General features: G+C 39.9%; 17 protein-coding genes. 11 read left to right on the forward strand and 6 right to left on the reverse strand.

The window, feature by feature from the left end:
* Nucleotides 1–33: 33 nt before the first annotated feature.
* The 6 genes from QE422_RS10260 to QE422_RS10285 form a co-directional block, all read right to left on the reverse strand.
* Nucleotides 34–1,152: a hypothetical protein gene (locus QE422_RS10260; RefSeq protein ID WP_307457639.1), complete on the reverse strand. Its 1,119-nt coding sequence runs from the start codon at nt 1,150–1,152 to the stop codon at nt 34–36.
* Between the two features lie 11 nt (nt 1,153–1,163).
* Nucleotides 1,164–1,616 carry a T9SS type A sorting domain-containing protein gene (locus QE422_RS10265; RefSeq protein ID WP_307457642.1) on the reverse strand — a complete coding sequence of 151 codons (453 nt, stop codon included), beginning with the start codon at nt 1,614–1,616 and terminating at the stop codon, nt 1,164–1,166.
* Nucleotides 1,617–1,745: 129 nt separating this feature from the next.
* Nucleotides 1,746–2,687 (reverse strand): hypothetical protein, encoded by a 942-nt coding sequence (locus tag QE422_RS10270; protein ID WP_307457645.1) that lies wholly within the window; start codon nt 2,685–2,687, stop codon nt 1,746–1,748.
* A 3-nt stretch (nt 2,688–2,690) separates the two neighbouring features.
* Nucleotides 2,691–4,034, reverse strand: coding sequence for an MBOAT family protein (locus QE422_RS10275; protein WP_307457648.1), 1,344 nt, complete (start codon nt 4,032–4,034; stop codon nt 2,691–2,693).
* 95 nt (nt 4,035–4,129) lie between these two features.
* Nucleotides 4,130–4,366 carry an acyl carrier protein gene (locus QE422_RS10280; RefSeq protein WP_307457650.1) on the reverse strand — a complete coding sequence of 79 codons (237 nt, stop codon included), beginning with the start codon at nt 4,364–4,366 and terminating at the stop codon, nt 4,130–4,132.
* 4 nt (nt 4,367–4,370) lie between these two features.
* Nucleotides 4,371–6,095, reverse strand: a complete 1,725-nt coding sequence (locus QE422_RS10285) for an HAD family hydrolase (RefSeq protein ID WP_307457652.1) — start codon at nt 6,093–6,095, stop codon at nt 4,371–4,373.
* 356 nt (nt 6,096–6,451) lie between these two features.
* On the opposite strand from QE422_RS10285, the gene tpx reads away from it, so the two are divergent.
* From tpx to QE422_RS10340, 11 genes are all read left to right on the forward strand, one after another.
* Complete coding sequence (tpx, locus tag QE422_RS10290; protein WP_307457654.1) at nt 6,452–6,952, forward strand: thiol peroxidase; 501 nt, start codon at nt 6,452–6,454, stop codon at nt 6,950–6,952.
* A gap of 744 nt (nt 6,953–7,696) precedes the next feature.
* Nucleotides 7,697–8,908: a DUF763 domain-containing protein gene (locus tag QE422_RS10295; protein WP_307457657.1), complete on the forward strand. Its 1,212-nt coding sequence runs from the start codon at nt 7,697–7,699 to the stop codon at nt 8,906–8,908.
* 238 nt (nt 8,909–9,146) lie between these two features.
* On the forward strand, nt 9,147–9,734 hold the full coding sequence (locus QE422_RS10300; RefSeq protein WP_307457659.1) for a Crp/Fnr family transcriptional regulator: 588 nt from the start codon (nt 9,147–9,149) through the stop codon (nt 9,732–9,734).
* Nucleotides 9,735–9,813: 79 nt separating this feature from the next.
* Nucleotides 9,814–10,224 carry a VOC family protein gene (locus tag QE422_RS10305; RefSeq protein WP_307457662.1) on the forward strand — a complete coding sequence of 137 codons (411 nt, stop codon included), beginning with the start codon at nt 9,814–9,816 and terminating at the stop codon, nt 10,222–10,224.
* A gap of 295 nt (nt 10,225–10,519) precedes the next feature.
* Nucleotides 10,520–10,951, forward strand: a complete 432-nt coding sequence (locus tag QE422_RS10310; RefSeq protein WP_307457666.1) for a VOC family protein — start codon at nt 10,520–10,522, stop codon at nt 10,949–10,951.
* A gap of 77 nt (nt 10,952–11,028) precedes the next feature.
* Nucleotides 11,029–11,442: an SRPBCC family protein gene (locus tag QE422_RS10315; RefSeq protein ID WP_307457669.1), complete on the forward strand. Its 414-nt coding sequence runs from the start codon at nt 11,029–11,031 to the stop codon at nt 11,440–11,442.
* 14 nt (nt 11,443–11,456) lie between these two features.
* Complete coding sequence (locus QE422_RS10320) at nt 11,457–11,738, forward strand: DNA-directed RNA polymerase subunit alpha C-terminal domain-containing protein (protein WP_307457671.1); 282 nt, start codon at nt 11,457–11,459, stop codon at nt 11,736–11,738.
* 341 nt (nt 11,739–12,079) lie between these two features.
* Complete coding sequence (locus tag QE422_RS10325) at nt 12,080–12,946, forward strand: VOC family protein (RefSeq protein WP_307457674.1); 867 nt, start codon at nt 12,080–12,082, stop codon at nt 12,944–12,946.
* A 79-nt stretch (nt 12,947–13,025) separates the two neighbouring features.
* A complete protein-coding gene (locus tag QE422_RS10330; protein ID WP_307457677.1) occupies nt 13,026–13,859 on the forward strand; it encodes an SDR family oxidoreductase in 834 nt (277 codons plus the stop codon).
* A 39-nt stretch (nt 13,860–13,898) separates the two neighbouring features.
* Nucleotides 13,899–14,327: an SRPBCC domain-containing protein gene (locus QE422_RS10335; RefSeq protein WP_307457680.1), complete on the forward strand. Its 429-nt coding sequence runs from the start codon at nt 13,899–13,901 to the stop codon at nt 14,325–14,327.
* A gap of 27 nt (nt 14,328–14,354) precedes the next feature.
* Nucleotides 14,355–14,801: an SRPBCC domain-containing protein gene (locus QE422_RS10340; RefSeq protein ID WP_307457682.1), complete on the forward strand. Its 447-nt coding sequence runs from the start codon at nt 14,355–14,357 to the stop codon at nt 14,799–14,801.
* The last annotated feature ends 590 nt before the right edge of the window (nt 14,802–15,391 follow it).

The following is a 15,391-nucleotide window of genomic DNA, read 5'->3' on the forward strand; positions in this document are numbered from 1 at the left end:
CTGCCTCTCTTTTAGTTTATCATGTATCTAATTTTATTTTGCTGTCGAAATACTTCCTTTTATTGTGGATGAAAACGCAACACTGTTTGTCCAACCTCCCGAATTGTTTGTAGGATTAAAATGATAGCCATAGGCTTCATTATTAGAATATACCACAATACTTCCTCCGGATGCAGTTCCTCCTTTTATTGGGGAGGAAAACGTCACATAGCTGCTTGTCCAACTTCCGGAATTTGTTCCGGTTGGATTTAAATAATAACCTCTCGCCTCATTATCAGAGTAAACAACAATTGTATTATTAGAAGATATAGCCCCTTTGATGGGCGAAGAGAAGGTTACGTTATATGTATTCCAGCTTGCGGCATTTGTCCCGTTAGGATTTAGGTAATAAGCCTTTGCCTCATTGTTAGAATAAACAACAATTACATTGTTTGACGCAACAGCTCCTTTAATAGCTGAAGAAAAGTCAGCAGGCGTGGTAGTCCAGCTTCCTGGATTGGTTGTATTAGGATTTAAATAATATCCTCTTGCCACACTATTAGAGTAAACGACAATGATATTGTTAGAAGATACAGCTCCCATGATAGGTGAAGAAAAAGTTATATTAGAGCTATTCCAGCTTCCGGAATTTGTTCCGTTTGGATTTAAATAATAGGCTTTTGCCTCATTATCAGAATAAACAACAATACATCCGTTTCCGGTATTATTTTTAAGAGAAACAACATTTACTCCATTACTTGAAGATGAATTTGATAAAACACTTCCTGCCACCAAAGCATAAGGGACACTCATCAGTTGATTCACCCCGACATTGGTATAATTGGAGCCTCCTGCCGGATCCATTTCTACTTTTACGAATTTAGAATTGGTTCCCCAATTGATGCCTCCGAAGTTTCCGGTAGTAGCGGTTCCCTGGCCGATATTTAAATTGACCAATCCTTTGGAATTTGTTGTTTTGGTTTGGGTTTCCGTATATAAAACGGTTCCTGTTGCCGAGTTATCCAGGATGCTGATTCTGAAAGAAACATTTCCGTTGGCAATCGGTGCTCCGGCGGCGTTGAAAGCAATGGTTTGGTAGCTAAAAGCCTGTGGAACCTGCGCACTTACTAAAGAAGCCAGGAATAATCCTATCGTAGCGTATAATTTTTTCATGTGAATAGTTTTTAATGTTTTTTGATAATTTTAATAGGTTTTAGGTCGGAGTTTTTGAAGACGATCATGTAAACGCCCTGGGGAAGCGATCTGAGATCCAGCTGTTCGGATTTTAATTTGGTTCTTAAAACCAGCTTTCCGGAAAGATCGTAGATTTCAGCGCCTTCGATTTTCGATTTTGAGCTTAGTTTGACGTAGATAAAATCAGCAGTCGGATTCGGATAAATTTTAACGTTGTCTTTTTCAAGCTCAGAAACGCCCAATATCTGAAGAACGGACTGATAGAACATTCCCATTGTACCGGAACTCGTCTGATCGGGATTGATAGGAATCACATAAATCTCTCCTACGGAATGCGAAAAGCTGTCTGCAGAAACCGCTCCGGAATTGATGCTCCCGATCACTGACTGTGCAAAGCCGAAGAGCGGAACTCCGAATAACAGCAAAGTAATTTTCTTTTTCATGGTTAAACAATTTTTAGGTCTGCGAATATAAAAAATTTCCGCCTAACATAACGGTTTCCCGTTTTAAATATTTCTTATTTAGTTTGAAGAAAAGTTGAAAATGATAGTAAGCTCAGGATGCTCTGTGAGTTATTTTAAATTAATAATATCTTTTCCAATCTGCCAGGAGAATTTATCCATGGATTCGGGTTCCAGATGTACTTCATCAATCCATTCATACCGGTTTGAAAATGCATTATAGTTAATATATGGTACTTTTTCAGCCTGTGAAATTCCCGTAATTATTTTGTCGAAATCAGGAATAAAAGAGTTTTCGATAGCATATGCTGTCTTGCTTACAGGCATTCTTACAAGCACAACTTTTCCATGCTTTTTGAGGAAGGCCACGGTTTTGGCCAAATATTGCAAGCGGATCGGCGACATGGTAAGGCCGGCGATTCTGTTTTTTAATTCATCCATTTTTTCTTTATTCACCGCCTTTCGCTTTTCGGGAGAGAATCTTTTGATTACCTTGCCTTGTACCTGCCCATTGTCCAATACGGAAACTTCCACCATCTGATTCTTATCCGGCATTATTTTTTTATTCAACTCCTTGGTGATGGAAAAATCAAAGCTTTCCAATAGGTATTCAAGATTGGGATTTACGGCAACATGGGATGTTTTGGCAACGGATTTATCGTTTTCAATGAAATATTCCGGACTGTCCGGGCTTTTTCTGGAAACCATTAAAGCCGTCGGCTCCACGGTTACAATAAAAGCACCATTTTTCGTATGAGGTTCAACTTTCTTTTCTATAGACTCCAGGTATTTGGGACCGTAAGGAGAGTGGGCCCAGGTAAAAGCGTAGTCGTATAATCTGGCTTCGGGATATTTTTTACGGATCACCTGGTCTATAATTTCCGGATTCATCGAAGCTGCCCTGGAACTGCCTAAAATTAGGGAATTCTGTTGCGGAGACGAAAATCTTTTATAAAAATCATCTGTATTCTTTCCGGTAATGTAAACAGCGTAGCCGATGAAAAACAAAGGAAGTGCGGCAAATAGCAGTAATCGGTAAAGTGATTTTTTCATAACTTAAAACTGTGCGTAAATAAACCCTTTCGGAGCAATATAGAACAGGCATATCAGGAAAATCAGCAGGTAATAGAATCCCCAACGGACAACCCTTTTGTTTTTGGTGAACAGATCTTTAAGGGCATATTCTTTATCCCGGTTGATCCATTCGATCGCTAAAGTAAACAGGATAAGCAGAGCTATCACTTTCTGAAATTTAAAATTCGGTAGCTGGAAAAAAGAAAGAGAGAAAATTTCTTTATAATATCCCAGGGCCATTTTCATGTCACTTGAAAAGAAAAGCACCATCAGCAGGGCAAACATGACAAAGGTGACAGGAATGTTCTTCATTTCGTCTTTTGTGGGAATGATGTTGCTCTGGCTTTTTATCTTTTTATTCATTTTCCCTTTCCAGATGATCGGGATAAACATGATTCCGCTGACCAGTCCGTGAACGATATAATGCCATTCCGCACCGTGCCAGAATCCCACCACCAGAAAGTTGATGATGATCGCCATGATCAGCCCGTATTTATCATAATCCCGGAACCGGATCGAAAGGGGCGTGAAAACATATTCCGTGAGCCAGGAAGTCAGGGAAATATGCCATCTTCTCCAGTAATCTGCCACATTCTGGGCAAATAAGGGATAATTGAAGTTCGGCTGAATTTTGATGCCTAGCAGTTTTGAAATTCCAATCGCCATATCGGTATATCCTGAAAAATCACAATATAACTGGATAAAATATAAAACAGCACCAATAAACAGAGCGCTTCCGTTCAGACCATGATAAGATTCAAAAATCGGAGCGGTAATGGTCGCGATATTATCCGCTACAACCAGTTTTTTGAAAAGCCCCCATAAAATCTGCCTCAATCCGTCGGTAAACTGTAATGACGAGAATTTCCTTTTATTCTTAAGGTTATTTAAAAACGGTCCTGCTTTATCGATAGGTCCTGCAATAATGCACGGAAAGAAGGCGACATACACCGAATAATCGAGCAGTGAGGGAATTTCTTTCAGTTTATTGTTTCTGATATCCAGCAGGTAGCCGATCATCCGGAAAGAATAAAAGCTTATTCCGATAGGAAAGATGATCTTCAGCAATCCCAACTGGTCTTTCGTACCCATCATCTTCAGCAGATCATTGAAATTCTCAATGAAAAAATTGAAATACTTGAAATACAGAAGCTGGATCAGAACCAGAAATACACCGCCTCTCATCCAATAGACCTTTGCTTTGCCTTCCGACTTTCTGATCTTTTTTCCGATGAAAAAAGTAGCCAGCGTAGAAAGAATAAGCAACGACAAAAAATTCCAGCTCCAGCTGCTGTAAAAAATATAGCTTCCTATGAGAAGAGCCATATTCTGGATTTTTGATGTTTTCCCGAAAAGGTAATAAACAAAAAATAATACAGTAAAAAAGAAGATGAAATAATATGAATTGAGGAGCATAGGATCTATTTACTGATAATGGAATCGATCATTTCACCCACATTGTTCCAGCTTTGGATTTCTGCGGAAGTAAAACGGATCCCGAAAGCTTTCTCAATAGCCACAATAAGCTGGATATGAGAAAGAGAATCCCATTCTTCAATATCCTCAGCGGTCGTTTCAGCATTCAGTTCAATATCGTCATTGTCCAGTTGTTCACGGAAAATAGGAGCAAGCTTTTCTAAAACTTCATTTCTGTCCATAGAATTATTTATTTTTAATGTATACAGTTTTGGGTTGGTACTCGTGGACATTCAGTGTCCATCGGTTGTTTTCAAAAGTAAAGCCCAAATTTTTATAATGGTTTTTTACCATTTGGTTTTTTGCAGTTTCCAAGTATTCGCCAGTGAGGCAGGTGTAACCTTTTTGTCTGGCCAGATCCGCTATCGTATTCAGGGTAAAATCTTCCATTCCTCTCTTCAGCACCCTGCAGCTCATGAGCCAGGTGTCGATAAAAAGAGTTTCTTGATCTTCTTCTTCAAGAACGATAACACAGATCAGGCCGTTATCGCCGTATTTATCTTCCAGGGTAAATGAAAGGGTGTAATGTTTCTCCGATTGTATCAGATTCTCAATTTCCTGTTCGGTATACCGCACGGTACGCAGGTTAAACTGGTTGGACCGCTGGGTAAGCTGCGAAACCCTCGGCTTGGAAAAGCTGTTGAATGGCTGCACATCGGAAACCATATTCATGCTTTTAAGGAAATCCTCAACATTTGTAAAGCTTTCAAGATCAACTGCTCTTTGGGCTTCTACCTGATACTGCTTTGTTCTTTCGCTGTCGTTTTCCGAAAAACTGGCAGTCTCAAACAGGTTAAGGCTGTAAAGATATTCCAGGTATTCCGCAGGATCTTCGGGAAGTTCCGGAACGCAAACTTCAGGAAGGTTCTCCCGTACGAGGTTTCTTTCAAAAGGATTATCATCTAAAAAAACCATGGAATCAAAACCAATATTTAAGATATGCTGAATTTTTCTGATGTTGTCTGCCTTATTCTCCCAGTTGGCGATAAAGACGGCAATATCGTCCAGCCTTAATACCATATCCGGGTGTTTTTCGAAAGGTTCTTTGGCTTTATCTTCGTCATTTTTACTGCATACGGCCAGGATAATCCCTCTTTTCTGCAGGGCTTTTACCCAATACTGGAACTCCGTAAAGGCTTTACCGATTCCCAAATTTCCGATCTGGATTTTTTCGAGGCCGTCGTCACCGATGATCCCGCCCCAGGTGGTATTGTCGAGATCCAGGATCAGGCATTTCTTAAATTTCCCTTCCAGAGAAGCAATGATACTGAAGATATTGTGGGCAACGATCGGCAGGGCGTCAATGGAAATAACCATTTCCGTATTCACATAAATACTTGGCGTAAACATAAAATCCCTTCCCCATTTATTCTGGATGGAAAGAAGATCGGCAATAAAGAAGTTATCTTTCTGCACAGCAATTTCCTGAGAGAGAAGGTAATTGATCTTATTCAGCTGAAAATTGAATGAAGATTCTACCTTATTCGAGAAGTTTCCGAATACTTTACTGTCGATAATAGGAAAATTACAATAGATTACACGACTTTTTGTTCTGCTTTGTATGGCATTATAAAGCTCTTCTACGTAACTGATTTTATTGTCGGCAAAATTTTTAGAAAAATCCGGAGATTTATAGTACTGGTTCAGCAGTTTATGGGTAGATTCAAAGATGATCGTATAATCGGCATCGAACTCATAATATTCCGAAGATGGATCCATAATCTGACGGGAAATTTGCCCAAAGTCCGCTTCGAAAATTTCAAGTCCGAAACCTTCATTTTTAGCGGTTCCCTTTAAGGCTACATTCAAAAACTGAGTAGCCGTATCGCCTAAGAGGGCGACTTTAACAACTTTGTGCGGATGTATATCTTTTCGCAATACCTTTTTTAATTCCGAAAACGTTTTGTACATAGAAATCCCGATTTTAAAGGAAAATATAGTGATCACTACATTAATATTTCTGCGTAAAAATCATACAGTCCGGCGAACCATAAAATGATGATTTCGATCAGATGTGTTTTGGTGTTGTCAATTAAGGGACAAAGATATGCAAATACCTAGTCTCTCCGAAAATTAATTTCCGTTTTTTAGAGTTAATTCACAAAAATATAAAATGCAGGGATTGGGATTTTCTAGATTGATGAAAAATTTAGAAAATCATCGTCCATATTCCTGATCAGCTTTATATTAAGAATTATTTTATCATTTTCTGTTCAATGGCATTCTGTATTTTATTAACTTTGAAAAAGATTAAAAAAAATAAATTTATGGCAACCACAATCACTTTAAAAGGAAACGAAGTACATACAATAGGAACGCTTCCGTCAATAGGCAGCAGTATCAGGGATTTCGCATTGGTAGATTCCGGGCTGAATGTTAAAACCCTCGAGAATTTTGAAGGCAAAAAAAAGATTTTCAATATTTTCCCTAGTGTCGATACACCGGTGTGTGCAGCTTCGGCAAGAACATTTAACGAAAAAGCTTCTGCATTGGACAATACCGTGGTAATTAATGTTTCTAAAGACCTGCCTTTTGCATTGGGAAGATTCTGTGCTGCAGAAGGATTGGATAATGTAGAAACCCTTTCAGATTTCAGAGGCAGCTTTGGTGACGATTATGAAGTGACGATTGCAGACTCTGTATTTCAGGGACTTCTGAGCCGTGCTGTAATTGTAGCGGATGAAAACAATAAAGTAATATATACGGAGCAGGTGTCCGAAATTGCAGACGAACCCAATTATGAAGCGGCTTTATCTGCTGTGAAATAATCAAGTAATAAAAGTTAGAAGCCCTGCGAATCATTTCGCAGGGCTTTTTTATGCTTTATTTATATAAAACGGTAAGATTTGAACCACGGATTTTCACAGATGATAACATCTAATAAACACATGAGTCACCGGAGAGAATTTAATAGCGTGAAAATATTTTAGAACATATAAGATTAAAAATCGAAGATTTTTAAAAGCTTGTGTGCGCTTATTCACTGTAAAGCATTCAGCTTTTTAAACAGCATCAATCTCTTTTGTGACTTTTGTGGTAAAATTTTCGAGGTTAGATATACCACAGATTGGTACTGATTTTACAGATGATTATGTAGCTTCGATTAACCTCAACCACCATGATTAACGCTAATTTAAACAATGGAACACAAAAATCTTTGATTTTAAAACTTTTGTGGACTTATTCTAACTTTGATATTCAGCTTTGTTTTGCAGCACGAATATTCTTTTGACCCTTTTGCGGTTAAAATTTTTGGTCAGATTTAATTACAGATCTTCATAGATGAATGCGCCTATTTAAAAATCTTTGATTTTTAATCTGATGTATTCTTCCTGTTTTCAAATCAGATTTCTTCTTTTTTCTGATGTGTTTAAATTCAACCTGGGTTTCTCAAGTTTAGCTTCCTCGCTAAGCTTATCGCATAACCGCTTTTCAAATTAAAGACTATTTTAAACCTGAAAATACTGATTCAAAACAATAAAAAATACAAAGTTTACCCTTACCTTTACCGTATGAAACGTTCCGGAACTGCAGATTTACCGCTTCACTATGGCAAGGTGCCGCCCTGGCTCTACGAACGGATGTCGGTACTTGGGCTTTCTATTGTGGAAGTTATTTTAATGGATTACGGGAAAGACGAAGTGCTTCGCCGGCTGGCAGATCCTTTCTGGTTCCAGAGCTTCGGCGCGGTAATGGGAATGGACTGGCATTCTTCCGGGATCACGACTTCGGTGATGGGAGCATTGAAGCGTTCCATTAATCCCAATTCACAATCTTTGGGGCTGTATATCTGCGGCGGAAAAGGCAAATTCTCACGGGAAACACCTTCCGAACTGCTTCAGATCGCCGATAAAACGGGACTCGACGGAAATAGTCTTGTAAGAGCCAGCAAACTGTCTGCAAAAGTAGACAATACGGCGATTCAGGATGGTTATCAATTGTACCTGCACAACTTTATTCTATCGGATAACGGAAACTGGAGCGTCGTTCAGCAGGGTATGCACGAATCCGACGGAACCGCCAGGCGTTACCATTGGCATTCCGGAAACATTACTTCTTTTGTGGAAGAGCCTCACACAGGCATCAACGGGATTTCCAGAGGGAAAATTCTGAATTTAACCGATTCCGAAGCTTCGGAAAACCGGAAAGGAATTCTGGAAATTTCCCATACCGATTCTGCGGAAATTATGAGTGACTTTTCCAGGCTGATTCTTCCCAACCACCACGAAGTCCAGGCTTCGGATGTCGATCTGAAGCGGCTGGGTGCTCTCTTGTATATAACCCGTGAGCAGCAACCTCAGAATTTTGAAGATCTGCTGATGCTGGAAGGCGTAGGTCCGCGTACGATGCAGTCGCTGGCACTGGTGAGTGAAGTCATCCACGGCGCCCCTTCAAGATTTAAGGATCCGGCGAGATTTTCCTTTGTCCACGGAGGAAAGGACGGCCATCCTTTCCCGGTTCCTACCAAAATCTATGACGAAAGTCTGCAGATCATCAGATCCGGAATAGAAAAATCCAAACTCGGAAATTCGGACAAACTAAAAACTTTGAACAAGCTTCACCAGATTATTGAAGCAACGGAAAAAGATTTTACCCCGGATTTTGATATCCAGGAAGTTATTGAAGAAGAACGTCAGAACTCATGGCGATTCGGCGGGAAAACCATTTTCGGTGATGCACAAAAGCCTTCACCGCCCAAACCGATTCAGCTTTCCCTGTTTTAGGATTGTACTGTCAGGAACCATTTCATAACCTCTACCAGGTTTCTTAACGCATAGTTTACTTTTTTAAAGAGCAAAGTTTGCAAAGGCTAAGAAATAATCAGCATGGTGATCTGATGAAACTTTACATAAGATTTTTACTTTATCAAATATTCCTTTACTTTACAGATTTACGAGAGTAAAATTTTTTTTCAACCTGTCGAATAAAATTTTATTTTTAAAATCTTAAAAGCATTCATCCATGAGCAACACATCCTTAGAAATCTGCTATGATTTTCCATTCTTTTTCAAAGAAGAACTTGAAGAAATATTCAGTGCTCATGAAAAAGTGAAGTTTCATAAAGGAGACTGCATTTTGCAGGAAGGAAAAACAGCCAACGAATATTATATTCTTGAAAAAGGGTTGGCCCGCTCATTTGTAAATGACTTCAGTGGTAACGAAGTCACCACCCACTTTTTTGCAGAGAACGAAATTATTATTGAAGTCTCTTCACTCTTCCAGCGGATTCCTACCCAGGAAAATATCGTCTGCATTACCGATTGCGAATGCTGGAAGCTCAGCTTTGAAAGTTTCCAGGAACTTTTCCATAAGATCCCGAACCTCCGGGAATGGGGCAGGGCTTGGATGTCTCAGCAGCTTTTCATCTACAAGCAGCGTTCGGTGGAAATGTTTACGCTTTCTGCTACCAAACGATACCTTAACCTGTTGGAGCAGAAGCCGCAGGTGGTACGCCTGGCACCGCTGAAACAGATTGCATCTTATCTCGGGATTACGGATACCTCATTAAGCCGTATCCGGAAAGAGCTTGTTTCGCATCCCGGAAAATAACAAATCTTGTCTTATGGCAAGCGGGCTTTCACAACAATAAGATAATTTTGGATAAAAGTTTTACCCTTAAAATTATTATATGAAAGCCAATCAGATCTACGTTAATCTTCCCGTTAAAAATATAGAACAGACCAAAGCGTTCTGGACAAATGTGGGATTTCCTGTAAATGATCAGATCTCGGATGAGAATGCAGTCTGCATCATTATGGGAGACAATATGTATGTCATGTTTCTTACCGAAGAATACTTTCAGACTTTCTCGGAACGGCCGGTTCCGAAAAGAGATACCACGCAGGTATTGGTTGCTATCGGCCTCAATAGCCGGGAAGAAGTGGATCAGGTCGTCAATGCAGCGGTTGAAAACGGAGCCACCCAGCACGAAGAGCCTCAGGATCATGGCTGGATGTATCAGAACTCATTCTGGGACATCAACGGTCATGGCTGGAATATCGTTTTCGCAGATCCTTCACAATTGCCCAAAGATAATTAGAATCCCGCTTTTTTACCCGGGAAAGTTTCATCAAATTCAATCCATTATATAAAATCCGGTGAGAGTTAAAATCATAATTTTTATGATAATAATACTTCGAGAAAACTGGGTTTAAATTTCCATATTATTTTGGTAAAGCTTTCTGAACATCGAATGGATAATAGTAAACTTGGTAAACCTATCTGAAAATTATACCCTCATCGTATTAATCATAATAATCTAAGATCTGTTTCAGTTTCCAAACGCTGAATACAAAACTTTAAATTAAAATCTTAAACCATTTAACACTAATCACATGGCTAAATTAAATTCGTACTTAAATTTTAACGGGAAAGCGGAAGAAGCTTTCAATTTTTACAAATCGGTTTTCGGCGGCGAATTTCTGGGCGAAATCTACAGAATGGGAAACGCTCCCGGAACGGAACATCTGTCCGATGAAGAAAAGAACAGGGTTATGCATATTGCACTGCCCGTCGGGAATGATCTTCTGATGGCTTCCGACATTGTCCCAAGCTTCGGACAGACGCTTACGGTAGGAAACAACAATTATGTGTCCATCTTTCCGGAATCCAGGGAAGAAGCCGACAGGCTCTTTAAAGGCCTATCCGAAGGTGGAAACATAGAAATGCCGATTGAAGACCAGTTTTGGGGAGATTATTTTGGCAGTTTCCAGGATAAATATGGTACTCATTGGATGGTGAATTATAATGAAGAATATGCAAAATAGTTCTATCTTTAAACTTTATTATACCTCATTGGGCAGCTCCCAAAGTTGCCCTTTTGTTTCATCACAAATAATCGCATATGAAACCTATTAATATTGATATTACCATCCTGGCACCCGTTCAGAAAGTCTGGGATTATTACAACGGACCGGAGCATATGGTGAATTGGAATTTTGCCCATGAAACCTGGCAGTGTCCTGCTGCTGAAAACGATTTGCGTCCCGGCGGAAAGCTTAAAACCCGGATGGAAGCAAAAGACGGGAGCTTCGGGTTCGATTTTGAAGGAACTTATGATGAGGTGATTCCCAATGAAAAGATAAGCTATCATCTTGAAGACGGCAGAAAGGTCGAAATCCTTTTTCATGAAATCGACGCTACTACGACGAAAGTAGAGATTACCTTCGACCCTGAAAAGCAGAATCCTGCAGAAATGCAGCGGGAAGGCTGGTATGCGATCCTGAATAATTTTCATAAGTATGTAGAAAATCATTAAATTCTTTCAGTGGCATGATCAACCTGGTAATAATGGCAAAATGCCTGAAATCAGTCTGTGCGGTAAGCCCTATTTCGGAAAACAACTTTCTCAAGGGGATTATCGCTGTATCGGCAAGAAAAGTCCTGGAAAAAGAGAAAATCGATTCCCTGGAAAAGTTATCAGGCTATTCGGAAGAAGAAATCAGGAAGATGCCGGGTTTCGGAAAGAGCAGCATGAACAAACTAAAAATCCATTTGAAAGAAAACCGCTTATCATTCACAGAAAATGTACCTGATTTTCCGAAGCATCAGTAGAAAAGTGAAAGCTACCTGTAAGAAAAATTTAAACACATAAGAAAATAGGAAAAGACCAGCTGTGGAAACAGGAAGAACATATCAGATTAAAAATCAAAGATTTTTAAATAGGTGTAAACTATGAAGACCTGCAATTTTAATCTGACCGAAAAATTTTAACCGCAAAAGATTCAAAAGATATTCGTGCTGCAAAATAAAGCTGAATATTATATAGAGAGTAGGTGCACAAAAGTTTTAAAAATCATTTAGATTAGCGACAATCATGGTGGCTGAGGTTGCTCGAATCCACGTAATCATCTGTTAAAAAAAACACCGGGCATAAAAAAAATAAATTAAAAATTATGAACAACGATATTTTCCCATGCCTTTGGTATGATGGCGACGCGAAAGAGTCCGCCGAATTTTATGCTAAAGTTTTCAACGGCAAAATTACAGCCGATACGCCAATGGTCATGAACATCGATCTTTTCGGGCAGAAGCTGATGCTGCTGAACGGTGGTCCGCATTTTAAAAAGAATGCTTCGGTATCTTTCATGGTCATCTGCGAAACGGAAGAAGAGGTTCAGCAGTACTGGGATCCGCTTTCAGAAGGTGGAATGGTCCTGATGCCGCTGGATGCCTATTCTTGGAGCAAAAAATACGGCTGGGTTCAGGATCGATACGGCGTGACCTGGCAGATTTTTCTGGGTGAGAAATCCGGGGATCAGAAGATAATTCCAACGCTCATGTTCATCCACGGAAATAACGGAAAAGCCATGCAGGCCATGAAACTGTACACCCGTACTTTTCCCAATTCTAAAATTGGTAATGTTCTGAAATACGGAGAGGGCAGCGAAGGCCACCCCATAACGGAACCGGCAGAGAATATTCAGCATGCACATTTTATAATCGACGGCTACAGCCTGTTCTGTATGGACAATTCTTATGATCACCAGTTCGATTTCAATGAAGGCATTTCCCTGGTGGTAATGACCGATACCCAGGAGCAGACCGATAAGTACTGGAATGCTTTAACCGCTGACGGCGGAAGGGCGAGCATGTGCGGCTGGCTGAAAGACCCGTTCGGATTCAGCTGGCAGATCGTTCCGAAAAAGCTTATTCAGCTGATGAGCGATCCCGATCCGGAAAAAGCGCAAAAGGTGGTGCAGGCCATGATGACCATGCAGAAGATCGTTATTGAAGATCTGGAGAAGGCTTATCATTCGTAAGTTTCATTTTTTAAGATACCATACTTTTTTCTTATTCGGCTTGTGGTTTGATGTTTAATTCACCACAAAATATTTGAATATGAAAACAGAGAACAAATCAGATTCCAAGTCAAAGGTTCCTCAGGAAGGGCTGTATCCGGAAATTATCCGTGAAAACTACAAAGGAAGTGAAAGGCTTTTAGGTAAAAAAGCACTGATTTCCGGCGGCGACAGCGGGATCGGTCAGGCCGTGGCCGTGCATTACGCCCGTGAAGGTGCGGAAGTAGCGATCATTTACAAAGAAAGCGATGATGATGCCAAGGAGACGCAAAGGCTGGTGGAAAAAGAAGGGAAGAGCTGCCTTCTGTTAAAAGGAGATATTTCAGATAAGGATTTCAGAAAAGAGTGTACGGAAAAAATTAAAAACGAATGGAAATCATTGGATATTCTGGTGAACAATGCCGGCGTCCAGTTTCCTAAGGATGATATTGAAAATATTTCGGATGAGCAGATCTACGAGACATTCAACACCAACATCATCTCGATGATCTCTTTTACTAGGGACTGCCTGAAGATAATGGAAAGCGGTTCGAGGATCATTTGTACCACCTCTGTTACAGCCTATCGCGGCAGTGATCACTTAATCGATTATTCATCCACCAAGGGAGCAATCGCCACCTTTATCCGCTCTCTGGCTACCAATATCGCAGAAAAGAATATTCTGGTGAATGGTGTTGCACCCGGACCGATCTGGACGCCTCTGGTTAAGGAAACTTTCGACGATGTTTCGGATTTCGGAAAAGACAATCCGATGAAAAGGGCAGGGCAACCATCGGAAGTGGCTCCGGCTTACGTATTTCTGGCCTCACAGGATTCCAGCTTCATTACTGGTGAAATTATCCATATTAATGGCGGGGATTTTGTAGGCGGATAAGGGTATACACAGAAATTAACAGCTAGTTATAAATTTTTTATGGAAAAATTACATTTTGATATTCAGATTAAAGCTGAAGCAATAAAGGTTTGGAGTGTGTTGTGGGACGATTTTTCTTTCAGGCAGTGGACTTCTGCCTTTACCGAAGGTTCTTTTTACCAGGGCAATTTACAGGAAGGCGCGACCATTAAATTCCTGGATGCGAAAAACAACGGGATGTACAGCAAAATTGTAAAGCTGGTCCCGAACGAGGAAATTACATTTCTGCACCTGGGAGAAATTTATGAAGGTGTCGAAACGCCACGCGACTGGGGCGAAGCTACGGAAAGTTACCGTCTTTCTGAAGATGAAAATATTACCCATCTGGAAGTAGACATTCAGACTTCGGAGGAATTTAAATCTTTTTTTGAAGAGAAGTTTCCGGATGCCCTTTCCAATGTGAAACACCTTTCCGAAAACCAGTTATAGAATAACAATCAACAAATTAATAAAAACATGGAAACGCTATCTTATGAAATCGTCATCAATGCGCCGAAACAAAAAGTCTGGGACGTATTGTGGAATGAAAAAACCTACAGCGAATGGACACAGTTTTTCAGTCCCGGATCTGTAATGAAATCCGACTGGAAAGTTGGCGGCAAAACCTATTTCGTCAATGCGGAAGGGGCAGGCATGGTGTCTACGATCGACAGCCTCGAAGAGCCGGACCAGATCATTTTTAAGCATTTGGGAATGGTAGATAAAGACGGCAACGAAGACACCGAAAGCATGGAAGTAAAGCAATGGAGCGGATGCTTTGAAAAGTACATCCTTATTGATTATGATGGAAGAACCAAACTCCATGCTGAGGTTCAGACTGAAAAAGATTGGGAAGATACGATGAATACCGGTTTTACAAAAGGACTGGAAGTCGTAAAAAACCTTGCCGAAGATACCTTATAAATCATCAACTACAATTTTCAGATCATTGGTGGCTAAGATTACTCGAAGCCACTAAATGATCTGTAAAAATCCGCACCAATCTGTGGTTTATATCTAACCTCGAAAATTTTACCACAAAAGTCACAAAAGATACGTGTGCTGCCTAAATAAGGTGAAAATGCTTTATGCTAAAAAGTGCACAAAAGTTTTAAAAATCTAAGATTTTTATGTTTTAATTTAAACAAAGGCAACAATTAGTGGCTGCGGTTACTCGAAGCCACGCAATTATCTGTGAAAATCCGTGAAAATCTGTGGTTTATATCTAACCTTGAAAATTTTACCACAAAAGTCACAAAAGATATATGCGCTGCCTAAATAAGGTGAAAATGTTTTATGCTAAAAAGTGCACAAAAGTTTTAAAAATCTAAGATTTTTATGTTTTAATTTAAACAAAGGCAACAATTGGTGGATGAGGTTATTCAAACCCACGCAATCATCTGTGAAAATCTGCGCGAATCTGTGGTTTATATCTAACCTCGAAAATTTTACCACAAAAGTCACAAAAGTTACGTGTGCTGCATAAATAAGGTGAAAATGCTTTATGCTAAAAA

The sequence above is a fragment of the Chryseobacterium sp. SORGH_AS_0447 genome (genome assembly GCF_030818695.1).
Taxonomy (GTDB): Bacteria; Bacteroidota; Bacteroidia; order Flavobacteriales; family Weeksellaceae; genus Chryseobacterium.